Source organism: Microcoleus sp., assembly GCF_049646505.1.
In the GTDB taxonomy this organism is placed as follows: domain Bacteria; phylum Cyanobacteriota; class Cyanobacteriia; order Cyanobacteriales; family Microcoleaceae; genus Microcoleus.
The window spans coordinates 1-12976 of the sequence record NZ_JBARVX010000651.1 but is presented as its reverse complement, the minus strand read 5'-3'; the positions used below and the strand labels follow the sequence as shown (position 1 = coordinate 12976).

At 47.3% G+C, this 12976-nt stretch carries 11 protein-coding genes; 6 read left to right on the top strand and 5 right to left on the bottom strand.

What is annotated here, in order from left to right; all coding sequences use genetic code 11:
• On the top strand, positions 1–838 hold an 838-nt coding region (locus WBA89_RS29880), incomplete at its 5' end, for a putative bifunctional diguanylate cyclase/phosphodiesterase (RefSeq protein ID WP_424411298.1).
• Positions 839–1386: 548 nt separating this feature from the next.
• Complete coding sequence (gltD, locus tag WBA89_RS29875) at positions 1387–2871, top strand: glutamate synthase small subunit (protein ID WP_333423472.1); 1485 nt, start codon at positions 1387–1389, stop codon at positions 2869–2871.
• Positions 2872–3401: 530 nt separating this feature from the next.
• Here gltD and WBA89_RS29870 read toward each other — a convergent pair.
• Entirely contained in the window at positions 3402–4406 is a 1005-nt protein-coding gene (locus tag WBA89_RS29870; protein ID WP_424411296.1) for an MvdC/MvdD family ATP grasp protein, read from the bottom strand.
• A 213-nt stretch (positions 4407–4619) separates the two neighbouring features.
• Complete coding sequence (locus tag WBA89_RS29865) at positions 4620–4838, bottom strand: hypothetical protein (protein ID WP_424411295.1); 219 nt, start codon at positions 4836–4838, stop codon at positions 4620–4622.
• Between the two features lie 199 nt (positions 4839–5037).
• On the opposite strand from WBA89_RS29865, the gene WBA89_RS29860 reads away from it, so the two are divergent.
• Entirely contained in the window at positions 5038–5532 is a 495-nt protein-coding gene (locus WBA89_RS29860) for a hypothetical protein (protein ID WP_424411294.1), read from the top strand.
• Between the two features lie 248 nt (positions 5533–5780).
• Here the strand turns inward: WBA89_RS29860 and priA are convergent, their stop codons facing one another.
• Positions 5781–8342, bottom strand: a complete 2562-nt coding sequence (priA, locus tag WBA89_RS29855; RefSeq protein WP_424411293.1) for a primosomal protein N' — start codon at positions 8340–8342, stop codon at positions 5781–5783.
• A 430-nt stretch (positions 8343–8772) separates the two neighbouring features.
• The gene (locus WBA89_RS29850) at positions 8773–9846 is read right to left on the bottom strand and encodes a sensor histidine kinase (protein WP_424411292.1); all 1074 of its coding nucleotides are present in this window, start codon (positions 9844–9846) and stop codon (positions 8773–8775) included.
• Positions 9847–10164: 318 nt separating this feature from the next.
• On the opposite strand from WBA89_RS29850, the gene WBA89_RS29845 reads away from it, so the two are divergent.
• From WBA89_RS29845 to WBA89_RS29835, 3 genes are read left to right on the top strand one after another with little or no spacing between them, the layout of a single operon-like run.
• Complete coding sequence (locus WBA89_RS29845; RefSeq protein WP_424411291.1) at positions 10165–10398, top strand: hypothetical protein; 234 nt, start codon at positions 10165–10167, stop codon at positions 10396–10398.
• Positions 10388–11332 carry a fused MFS/spermidine synthase gene (locus WBA89_RS29840; protein WP_194061410.1) on the top strand — a complete coding sequence of 315 codons (945 nt, stop codon included), beginning with the start codon at positions 10388–10390 and terminating at the stop codon, positions 11330–11332. The genes WBA89_RS29845 and WBA89_RS29840 overlap by 11 nt, the downstream gene beginning before the upstream one ends.
• A 39-nt stretch (positions 11333–11371) precedes the next feature.
• Entirely contained in the window at positions 11372–11542 is a 171-nt protein-coding gene (locus tag WBA89_RS29835; protein WP_424411290.1) for a YqaE/Pmp3 family membrane protein, read from the top strand.
• Between the two features lie 379 nt (positions 11543–11921).
• Here WBA89_RS29835 and WBA89_RS29830 read toward each other — a convergent pair.
• Positions 11922–12976: lipid-A-disaccharide synthase (locus WBA89_RS29830; protein WP_424411289.1), on the bottom strand; the 1055-nt coding region annotated here is incomplete at its 5' end.

Sequence of the window (12976 nt, the reverse complement as noted above, 5' to 3'; positions counted from 1 at the left end):
AGCTTTAGTCCAACAGCAGCATAATTTGCCATCGCCAAGCAGCACATTACTCCAAGACGCAACCGACAAATTGGAGCAGATAGAAACAAGTTTGCGTGCAGCTTTGGAACGAGAAGAATTCCAAGTTTACTATCAACCGCAGGTCAATGTCCAGACTGGTAAAATCATCAGCGCCGAAGCTTTGGTGCGCTGGCTGCATCCAGAAAAAGGGTTGATTTCGCCCGCCGAATTTATTCCTGATGCCGAAGCAACTGGCTTTATCGTACAGTTGGGCGAGTGGGTTTTGCAGACAGCTTGCAGACAAATACAGGTTTGGCAAAATGCTGGTTTTTCTTTGCAGCAAGTAGCGGTGAATCTGTCGCCCGCCCAATTTCACCAACCGGATCTCAGCAGCAGAGTTGCCGCAATTTTAGCAGAGATTGGTTTGTCAGCGAACTGTTTGGAATTAGAACTCACCGAAAGTTTGATGGTGGAGGATGCCAAAAGTGCGATCGCCACTTTGCAACAATTGAAAGATTTGGGAGTTTCTATCTCTATTGACGATTTCGGCACTGGCTATTCTTCTTTAAGCTATCTGACGCAATACCCCTTTGATGTTTTAAAGATCGATCGCTGTTTTATCAGTAATATCACCGACGGTTGCACAAATGCAGCGATTGTCAAAGCTATTATTGAAATGGCGCACAGTCTCTGTCTTGAGGTAATTGCCGAAGGAGTTGAAACTGAAGCCGAAAAAGATTTTCTGTGGCGCTACGAGTGCGATGCCATGCAAGGATATTTATTCAGTCCTCCTGTGCCGGCAGCGGATTTTGAAAAGTTGCTGGCGGAAGGCAAATAGAATATCGCTGAAGGCAATATTTGTGTTATGATATTCGATCGCGATTGATAAAATCTTAAATTGATGGTTATTTTGTGCTGGATTGGCGATCGTCAGCAATTAGCGAAAAATTAAACGATCGCGATCGCAGGTGTTTTCGATGCGACTCCCGACAATTGGTCATTCCCGGCGATATTGAAGAGACTTCTTGCAAAAATACTTAGAACGGGCTAGAAGCCCGTCCCACAAAAATCTTTTTTCTTGTGGGATGGGCTTCTAGCCCGTCCCAAAATTTGATTAAAAGGACTTTTGCAAGAGGTCTAAGATTTTAGGTACCGCACTCCCGGACGCATCGGACCTCGACCGCCTTTTTTACCCGATTTGTAGGCTAGAATACAGAATTTTCTCCAAAAACCCGGTTTTTGACCGCCCGTGCGTCCAAGACTATACGAATTGCTCGATCGAAAGTGCGATCGCCCGCAATTTAGATCACAATAGTTATTTCAGAAGCATACAAGCTTCAGCTTTGAAAAACTACCAGAATAGTAAATTCTAACCAAAACACCCCTATGGGAAAACCAACAGGCTTTATCGAATTCCTCCGCGAATTGCCCTCCGAACTCTCACCAGTCGAGAGAGTCCACAACTGGGACGAATTTCACCTACCGATGGAGGAAGACAAACTCCGCAGCCAAGGCGCGCGCTGCATGGACTGCGGCATCCCATTTTGCCACACGGGTTCCCTGATTAGCGGCATGGCCAGCGGCTGCCCGATCAACAACCTGATTCCCGAATGGAACGACCTAGTATATCGCGGACTGTGGAAAGAAGCCCTAGACAGACTGCACAAAACCAACAACTTCCCCGAATTCACCGGCAGAGTCTGTCCCGCCCCCTGCGAAGGCGCTTGCGTGCTCGGCATCAACAACCCGCCAGTGACGATTAAAAACATCGAAGTCGCAATTATCGACAAAGGCTGGGATGAAGGCTGGATTACCGCTGAAGTGCCCGCCAAACGCACCGGCAAAAAAATCGCCGTTATCGGTTCCGGGCCCGCTGGTTTGTCGGCTGCGGCGCAACTGAACAAAGCCGGTCATTTGGTAACTGTATACGAAAGAGCCGATCGACCGGGAGGCCTGCTAATGTACGGCATCCCCAACATGAAGCTAGACAAAGAACAAGTCGTGATGCGCCGCCTGAAAGTCCTCGAAGACGAAGGCGTGACATTCGTCTGCAACACCGAAGTTGGCAAAGACTTACCAGCCGAACAACTGCTAAAAGAATACGACTCCGTTGTCCTCTGTACCGGCGCGACAAAACCCCGCGACTTGGGAATCGAAGGGCGGGAATTAAAAGGCATCCATTTCGCGATGGACTTTTTGACAGCCAACACCAAAGCAGTTTTAGATAAGAGCACCAACGGCAACTTCATCTCCGCCGAAGGCAAAGATATCGTGATTATCGGCGGTGGCGACACCGGCACCGACTGCGTGGGCACCTCCATCCGCCACGGCTGCAAAAGCCTGGTACAGCTAGAAATCCTGCCAAAACCGCCCTCGGAACGGGCCGCCAACAATCCCTGGCCCGAATGGCCGAAAGTCTACCGCTTGGATTACGGCCAAGAAGAAGCCGCAGCCAAATTCGGGGACGACCCCCGCGGCTATCTCACCACGGCGACAAGGTTTGAGGGCGACGAAAACGGCAACGTCAAAGCCGTGCACACCGTTGAGGTGGAGTGGGCGAAAAACGAGAAAGGACAGTTTATTCCGAAGCAAATCGCGGGCACGGAGAAAGTGTTGCCGGCGCAGCTTGTGTTGCTGGCGATGGGCTTCCTGGGCCCGGAACAGCCCTTGCTGGATGACTTGGGATTGGAACGCGACGCGCGCAGCAATATAAAAGCCGAGCACGAAAAATATACCACCAGCATTCCGGGAGTTTTCGCGGCTGGTGACTGTCGCCGGGGACAAAGTTTGATTGTTTGGGCGATTAATGAAGGGCGCGGTGTGGCCCGCGAGTGCGACCTTTATTTGATGGGTGAGACGGATTTGCCTTAGTTTGTAGGTGTGGGTCGATAGTCTGCTGTTTAACTATTAGGCGCGCAGATCCCCCCTAGCCCCCCTTAAGAAGGGGGGGACTTGAGTGTTCAAAGTCAACCCCTACTCCCCTTTTTAAGGGGGATTTAGGGGGATATGGTCTCTCCATTAAACGAGAAATATCAAGGTATTCAGGTTTAAGTCATCAGAAAGTAGGGTGTGTCGCCACGAATAATTCTCGATATTTGCTAAGATTCAACGAGCGACGCACCACCACCATCATCAAGGGGGTAAAAGCCCGGATTTAGTATTAGATAATCCTAGCTACAATGTTCTTAATTAAGTTTGTTTACTCAAATATTGTCGCTGTAGTTCGTTGATTCCTTGTCCGCAGCGAAGAACGAAGCAATCTCAGCGCTGATTCCTTGTAACGAAGCAATCCCAGCACTGATTCCTTGTCCGCAGCGAAGAACGAAGCAATCTCAGCGCTGATTCTTTGTCATTGCCAGGAACGAAGCAATCTCTATAGAATGTGTAATTCGCGATCGAATTTAGCAATTCTGTTGATATTGAAGCGCTAAATCTTCGATGAGTTCAACCATTGCCCGAACCATCGGCATTTTAGTGAGAATTTCAACCCAATACCATTGTCCGTTGGGATTGAGTTCGATAAAATAAAGCGTATCATCGTCGTCGCGAATGATGTCGAATGCACCAAAATTTAAGCCGAACTCGTCAAGCATTTGATGAAGTTTGTTGAGGTAATCTATTGGTAGCTCGTCGGGAACATGAACGAGTTTGTCGGGTTCGGTGACGCGCCAATCTAAAGTCACGTCTGCATCGTTGGTATGTTTGGCATCAATGCGACAGACAAAATCATGCTTGCCAATTAATGTAACGCGATATTCTGCTTTTTTTTGAATTCGTTTTTGAATAAAAACAGGTGCTAATCGAATGCTTTCTCGAAATTCCTCAAGCGTTTCTACATCAATGGGACGAGTATAGCAAGCATACTGCTTTTCATCATGTAGGAATCCAGAGTAGCGCATCGGTTTGACAATGCACTTTCCCTGTTGTGTCACAAAGTTGCAAGCAGCATCGTAGGAATTTGTGACGAGTGTTGGAGGGATAGTAATTCCCAGTTTTTGAGCAATGGGGATTTGGTTTATGCGATGGGATGGCAATCTAATTTTGTAGTAATGATTGACCCATCTGGCTTTGGGATAGAGTCCAGACAGGGCATAAATTAAAGATTCTGTTTCCTGTTGGCAATACTTGATTGCCCACTCATCATTAACTTCGGGAAATACTTGATGTTCGTCTGGTTTTCGCCACCAAATTACGCCGATTCTTTTAGCTTCTTTCAATGAGTCTTCAAAAGACAAAAAACTTTGACTGGGATGGCCAGAAGCTTGCCACGAATAAACGTATTTGCTTTTTTGAATAAAACTTTCTGAATTCAATCGAATTGCTAGAATATTTGATTTTTGCAATTCTTTGATAACAACATCCGCATGAATGTCTGTCTCGGAAGTCACGATTAAAAGGTCAGTCATACCATTTTAGATTTTAGATTTTAGATTGGAAATGACGAATTCTGTATGGGTTTCGAGCTTGCTTGCGGTTGCATTCTTTTTTGAAGCTGGTATCACAACCAAACCAATTGAAATAATGTTGACAGTAAAAGACCTGTAATGTAAAAATTAATACAGGTCTTTCAAGAAAAGAAAAAGTAAGTGCTCGAAAGAGTTTGTTGGCTACAATAATTTTTAGTCGTCCTCTTTCTGATCGGCGTCACTAGGATTCAACCAATGTGGAGTAGAGGCATTGCGAGTAGACCAGGAACCGCTCATGGAGGTGATGTTGGAAGTCTGGGTGCTGGGATCGTAGCTAGATTGCTCTTGGGAGATGCCGTACTTCGGCGAGATGCTCAGGTGCATCATCAAAGGATGCGCTTTTTTGTCGAGAGCGAGCTGGGTAGTTGTCATAAGTTAATTTTTTTGACTTATGGTTTTACATTCACAATGCTACAGTTTTCCAATTAATTTGTATAGTCGAAAAAGGTCGGATAAAGTCGTATAATGCAGAAAGTTTTGATAAAGCTTTAACCGTTTTTGTATTAAAGGCGAAAATAGTCGGATCTAGGCGGTTTGAGTTCGATCGTTCGGATATTGTGAGGAGGTGCGGGTGAACGTTAAGGAAGCACTGGCTTTTGCAGATGAAGTTGTATTTGCGAAAACTGGCAAGCATTTAGATGATATGCAAGTTGGTGTGATTGAGGGGGTTTTGAAGCGGCAAAAGTACGGCGATATTGCTTCAGCGCTGAATTGTACTGAGGGTTATGCTAAAGATGTGGGCTACGAGCTATGGGAGTTGTTCTCTGATGCTTTTGGAGAAGAGGTTAATAAGTTAAATTTGCGATCGACGCTGATTCGCAAGTCAAGGATTAGCAACGTTACAGGCGCTATCATTACTGGCCATCATGTCGCTCATAATCATGTAATCGGAGCGCTGAATGTCTGCACGTCACAGGAAGAGTCGCCTGAGTTTTTGCGGGGAAAACAGCAGGCGAAAATTGAGGCGATTGCTCGCTTCCAAGCAATAGGATTGAGCGACGAGCAAATCGCGCAATGTTTGGATATGACGTTAGAAGAGATTCGACAAGTCGATTTAACAGAATAGAAGTAGTCACTACAAACCAATTTTAGTAGTTGTAGGGTGCGTCGCCCTTAACAATCTCTCGCCTTGCATATCGAAAATCTCATAGATCCGCACCGGGCGAAATAGGTATCAGGTGCGTCAGCTTGGAGATTTTCGATTATTGATAAAATTGTCGAAGCTGACGCACCCTACGATTCTTCAGTCCGCGGAGGCGGACATTGTTTGTGTAGACGCGGTTTCAACCGCCGTCTTATCTTTTCCACAACCAATCAACCAAAATTCAATGGATCGACATCAATAGTTAGACTAACAGAACGTGGCGTGCGCTCGCGCAACCCGATCAAATCCGACAAATCCACAGACTCATCCACAGGTAACTTCAGCAAAATCTGCCACCGATAGCGGTTCGCCACCCGCATAATCGCCGCCGGTGCAGGCCCCAACATCTCGCAGCCAGTCACCGAAAGTCGATCGATATACTGTTGACAAACAGACGCCAACTGTACCGCAGTCACCGCAACTTCCGCCGCATCAGCACTGCTCAACCGCAACAAAACCAACCGCCCCGAAGGTGGATAATTCAACAGCGCCCTTTCTGCTAATTCCGTCTCCACAAAACCCGCATATTCGTGCCGCCTCACCGCTTGAATTACCCGGTGTTCGGGAGTGTAAGTTTGGATAATTACCCGCCCCGGATCGTCACCTCTCCCCGCACGTCCCGCCACTTGAGTTAATGTTTGAAAAGCCCGTTCGCTGGCCCGATAATCCGATAAATTCAGCAACCCATCAGCAGACACAACTCCTACCAACGTGACTCCTGCTAAATCTAACCCTTTAGTCAGCATTTGCGTCCCCAACAAAATATCAGCTTCCCCATTCGCAAATTGAGTTAACAATCGGCGGTGGTCGCCCTTATTTCTAGTCGTATCGCTATCAAACCGAATCGCCCGCAATTCGGGAAACAATCTGGTTAATTCCTGTTCCACTCGCTGGGTGCCGCTGCCAAAATTTTTGAAGTAAGGAGAACTGCAATCTGGACAGTTTTGAGGGTGTCGTTCCGTGTGGTTGCAGTAGTGACAGCGCAATATTTCGGCGCTTCCTTCGCCGACGTGGTGATAGGAAAGCGAAACATCGCAATTCGGGCATTCCATCACGTAGCCGCAACTCCGACAAGAGACAAAGGTACTGTGTCCTCTTCTGTGAATAAATAGAATACCTTGCTGTTGTCTTGCTGGCAATTGTTCCAGGGCATTTTGCAGGGAAGCGCTGAAAATCGAGCGGTTTCCTTGCCGCAATTCTTGCCGCATATCGACTACTTCCACGGGCGGCATCGGGCGGGAATAAATGCGAGTTGGTAATGATAAATAATGGATAGTTGGTAATGAGTAATAATCTCGGCGCGTTCCCACCAAAGTCTCTAAGGCTGGCGTTGCAGAACCTAAAATTAAGGGACAATTTTCTAATTCGGCGCGCCATTTGGCAACGGTGCGGGCGTGGTAGCAGGGCGCTGGTTGGTCTTGTTTGAAGCTGCTGTCGTGTTCTTCATCGAGGATAATTAAGCCGAGGTGAGGCAATGGTGCAAAAATGGCCGATCGCGTGCCGATGACAATTTGCGGGGTTCCAGCGAGCATCTGCCGCCATGTATCGTAACGTTCGCCGTCGGATAGGGCGCTGTGGTACACGCAAATTTGCTCGCCAAAACGGGCGCGGAATCTGTCTGTAAGTTGCGGTGTCAACCCGATTTCGGGGACGAGCACGAGGGCGGATTTGCCGCTTGCTAAGATTGGGGCGATCGCCTGCAAATACACTTCAGTCTTCCCGGAACCCGTAACGCCGTGCAGCAGCACTTGACGGAATCCCGAAAAACTGTTAATAAACGCTAAAGCTTCTGCTTGAAAACGAGTTAAATTTTTCGGCGCATCGGGTAATTGAGCAATTGCGCGATCGGCCCTGAGCACCTCCCTTCGATCGATCACAATACAGCCTTTTTCTGCCAATTTTTTGACAACAGAAGAACTCGTACTGCAAATTCTCAGCAAATCGTTCATCCACATTTCACCGCCCCCCAGCCGCAAAACTTCTAATACTTCTTGTTGCCGCTTAGTTAAATCCGTGACAAATGCCCTAGCAATTAATGTCACTGCCGGTTTGAATTGTGCTTTGGGAGGATTGGGCGGTTCTATATAACTTTCTACCCAACCCCGTTTCAACAAATCTTTCAATCCCCGATAGCTTCCCTTGACTTGGCGCTGAAGATATTGCCAAGTGTAATCGCCGTTTTTTTGAGCTTGCAGCAATTGCAAGATTTGACTGGCGGCGGGATTGAGAAATGTTTCGGCATTGGGAGAAATAGCGTCTTTAATTAAGCGAATCCGGCGCACGGAACGGCTTAACAAACCGGGCGGCAGCGAAGCTCTAATTACTTGAATTAATGGCGTGCAATAATAAGTAGATACTCGTTCTAGTAGTTGCCAATAACTAGCAGGAAAAAAGCCCGCAGTCACAACATCTTCGACATCTTTCACCCGCGCCGGATCTAAGTCGGTTGGCAGTTGAGAAACGAACCGAATGGCGATCGCCCCTACCTGTTGACTGCCAAAGGGTACGCTCAAAATATCCCCCGGCTGCACCTTCAATTGGGCTGGTAAGCGATAGGTAAATAGTTTGTTTTCGTCCCCCGGCAAGTCCCCCGCGCCCCTGAAAGGAGAGTCCACCAACACCTCGATCCACTCTGCAGGCGCGCTGGGGCGCTGGGGCGCTTGGTTGCTATCGTAGGATGCCCCCGGCTCTGCGGCTGCAGGGGTTGATAAACCAAAAGTGACAGTAGACATAGGGTTGCACATCAAACTAGGAGGAGCCGCAATCAAAGGGCGTTTTGATTATCCCTCAGTTTACCGCAGTCGATCGAGAGTTACGCAGAACCTATATTTTACCCGTTATACTCGATACTCGTATACTCGTTACCAGGCTCTGCCTGGTAACGCAGATCCGGAGGCTCTGCCTCCCTAATACCAATTTCATAAAGTAGCGCTAGATATTACCCCCCCCAACCCCCCCTTATTAAGGGGGGGGGCTAAGACTATACTCGTTACCTGGCTCTGCCTGGTAACGCAGATCCGGAGGCTCTGCCTCCCTAACTCTGTGTCGAGGCAGAGCAAGAGTGATATAGGTTCCCAGGCAGAGCCTGGGAACCTATATCACTCCCCCTCTCCCCCTCTCCCCCTCTTTAGCCGCTCGCGAAGTCGAAGGCCCCCTCCCGCCTTAACTTCGGGGTTTGGCGACGATCGGAATCTCGATCGCAAACTCAGTCCCTTCTCCCACTGCAGATATGCAATCCAACCTCCCGCCGTGTTTGTCCACCACAACTTGATAACTAATTGACAGCCCCAAACCAGTCCCGTGCCCCACTGGTTTAGTTGTAAAAAACGGATCGAAAATTTTCCCTTTTACAGCTTCATCCATTCCCGTACCATTATCTTTGATGCTAATTTTAGCCCAGTTTTCTGCAAGACTAGAAGTAGTAATTTCAATTTGGCTGGGGTTGGCTTCCATCTCGTCTGGCGATCGCTTTTTTTCTTGCTCCCGCAGCGCATCCACAGCATTATTAATGATATTCATAAATACCTGATTCAATTGCCCTGGATAACATTCTACTTTCGGCAAATTCCCATAGTTTTTAACAATTTTAATAGCTTTGCAACCCGGCTTTTCCTTAGTTGAGTTCTGCAAAATCAACAAAGTGCTGTCAATTCCTTCGTGAATATTCACAGGTTTCTTTTCAGCTTCGTCAACCCGCGCAAAGTTGCGTAAAGTCAGCACAATTTCGCGGATGCGTTCGGAGCCAACTTTCATTGACGAAAGAGTTTTTAACAAATCCTCGCGCAGAAAGTTCAGGTCAATCTCTTCAATAAAATCCTCAATCTCCGCATCAGTTTCTGGATACCTACTCTGGTACATTTCGAGTAATTTTAAAATGTCGCCAGTGTAGTCATTGACATAGGTAATATTGCCGTAGATAAAGTTGACTGGATTGTTAATTTCGTGGGCTATACCAGCGACCAAAATCCCCAAAGCCGACATTTTTTCAGCTTCGATCAATTTGAGCTGCATTGCTTGCTGATTTTCCAGAGCTTTTTCTAGTTGAAACATTCTTGCTTTTAACTTATTTTCAGCATCGAGAAATTCTTGAGTAACTGTTTTTAGCAAAAATTCTTTTTCTTGATTCTGGAGTTCTAGTTGGCTGCGTTCGGTTTCCGAAATTTCTAATTTTTGTCGCAGGCTTAAATTTTCATCTTCAACATTTTTAATTGCATTTTCCCAGTCTGTTGGTTCCATTTGCTATTATTTTGAACCTAAAAATAGTTGCACGCAAGTTTTATTGTGAAATCGAGTTGCACCCTTAACTACTTAGAAGTTTGTCGCAGCTCGCCTCGCGATTTGTGCCGGCAAAAATTAAGATTTGCTTTGTTTTGCTCGATCTAAAATTTTATCTAATATTGATTCAAAATGTCAAGAGATTAACAACAAAGCCGGTTACAACCCGATCGCAGTTTTTCATCCCCGCAGTCGGATTCGGGTTCGAGACGATCGGATTGTCGATTGACCCGCAGCCGGTTAGCGAAGCATGAAGGCCCGGACGCAAAAAATTGCCCGATGAACGACAAGATTTGTACAAAAGCCGCCCAGGGCGATCGACCACAAGCAATCTCAACTAACGAGCCAAGTGCCCTATCTCCCAGAAGGCAATCACACTATACGATTGCTGAGAAATTTCACTCTTGTGTGGCGATCGCACTCACACACCCGCACCATTTTGTGCTAAGAAATACTATTTGTGACAGCATCGACACAGCAGTTTATATTTGGAGAGTAATTGATGTCAGGTAGCGAAGTTCGTGCAGACTTTTGGATGAGCGAGTACATTACCCCCTGGGATATTTACGTTCACGGCATCATCAGCGTCCTCGCTTACAAGAAAACTGCCTATCAAGAAATGTACGTAGTTCAGACCGGTACCTACGGCAAAGGCTTAGTTTTGGACGGCAAATGGCAATCTTGTACCGGCGACGAGTTTCTCTACCACGAACCCCTCGTGCACCCAGCCATGATTGCTCACGGTTCGCCCAAAAAAGTGCTCGTGCTCGGCGGCGGAGAAGGAGCTACAATTAGAGAAGTGCTGCGCTGGAAAACAGTCGAAAAAGTCGTGATGATCGACATTGACGCCGAAGTAGTAGAAGCCTGCCGCGAACACCTGCCAGAAATGCACCAAAATGCCTTTGACGACCCCCGCTGCGAAGTAGTAATCGGCGATGCTTTAGACTATTTAGACAAAACAGACAAAGATTGGGATATAGTCATTTCTGACTTATCAGATCCCATTGAAGAAGGCCCATCTTTTCAGTTATTTACCAAGGAGTATTTTGAGAAAGTTCGCAAAATAATGTCACCTGACGGATATTTTGTAGTGCAAGCGGGCCCCGTTTCTCCAGCAGAAATGAAAATGCACGCCCGCATTGTCAACACCCTAAAATCGGTATTTCCCAACGTTCAATCCTGCACCAGCTTTATTTCTACCTACGGAGCTCCTTGGGGTTTTGCCATAGCTTCAAACCAGGAAATAAACACGCGGCCAGAACCCGAAGTTACCGACAAAATACTCGCCGAGAAAACAACTGGCGGGTTTCGGATGTTGGACGGGATTACGCTGTTGGGGTTGATGCAGGTTCCCGGTCACTTGCGGCGGGTAATCGCCGAGGAAACCGAAGTTTACACTATGGCAGCACCGCCTAAGTTTTTCGGGAAAGGTTCCCTCAGTCAGTGAAGCTAAATTGAAAGAGAAAAGTAGTTTGGAGTAACAGAGATGAGCAATTTGATTCGCATACTCGCTGCCATTTTTATTCCCCCTCTGGGTGTATTTTTGACGGTCGGCATCGGCACAGATTTTTGGATAAACCTGGTTCTCACGTTTTTTGGCTTTATTCCCGGCATTGTCCACGCCATTTGGGTAATTGCCAAGCACGATCGAGGTTAAGCTGCTGTAGGGGCGGGTTTCACCAACAATATCTGTCATCCGCGAAAGGGACAGATAAACCCCCCCTCTTTCTGATTCCTAACATCGTTTCCGGTTACATCGGAATTATTAGTAGCCGAAATTAGGAGACGGCAGTGCCGTCTCCCTACAATGTTATTTTGGGTAGGGACACGGCACTGCCGTCTCCTCTATAATTCAATACGGTTTACTTAACATATTTATGTCCCGGAGATCCCCCTAAATCCCCCTTAAGAAGGGGGACTTTGAGAGCATTCTTGTCCCACCCCCTACTCCCCTTTTTAAGGGGGGTTAGGGGGGATCGTCTTAAGTAAACCGTATTGCTCTATAATTCCGGTGCAACCGGAATTGATATTATTGATTATTGCAAATCAATTTCTTGACAAACCAATTCAGCAATTTTTTTCGCTGCACCGGATTCTCCTCGAACCGCACGCAAACGATCGCCCATTCGTGCTAATTTATCAGGATGGCTCAAATAGTCGATCGCCAAATGGGCCACAACATCCGGTTCCAGCTTACCAATCAACTCCGGCACAATCTCCTCCCCAGCCCAAATATTCGGCCAAGCATAAAGCTTTCCCTTCCCCAACTGCAAGATTGCCCAATTAATTCCCGTCGCAAAAACAGAACCGACTAACGGCAAATTTGCCAGCAATCCCGGCAATCCATCCCAAGCTTTCATCGCATCCAACTGCTGCGTCGGAATCAACACAATCATCGGTACAGCTAACGAGCCCAATTCCGCAGTATTCGCCCCCACAGTAGTCAAACACAAACTGCATTCCGATAGCAAATCGTAGGCGGGAGTCTCAGTCCAAAGTTCTATTTTTAGGTTATTTGCTGTCAGCAAAAACGGCGATTCTGTTAAATGCAGTTCGGCGCTGGCGCTGTCAAATAAATGCAGGCAAGGATTTTGTTTTGGGTCGGCAAAACCTGCTATAGTTTGCACGTCTATGGTAGGCGCAACCGGAATTACAAAGCGTGTTTGAGGTCGGATGCGGTGGATGGATTGGGCGATCGCCAAACATAAAGGTACACCTAAAGCTAATTTCGCCGCCTTAGAACCCGGTAACAATCCAATTAATTCTATTTCCCGTAGGGGCGGTGCCCCCGTGCCCGCCCCATCCGCCTTAGAACCGGGCAACAATCCAATTAATTCTATTTCCCGTAGGGGCGGTGCCCCCGTGCCCGCCCCGCCCCGTGCCCCCGTGCCCGCCCTGTCTTTTGCGTCCGATTTGCGATCGGCTACTTCGGCAATCAAATCTCCCACAACTGCAAATTTACTAGCATATTTTTGGGGAACTTTAGCAAAAACTTCCGGTTTCATCGCCCCAAACTTATCAATCCAGCGATACCACCGCGCGTCCCATTCCGCATAAGTAACAGTGCGATATTTTAGCCTTTTGCCAATAA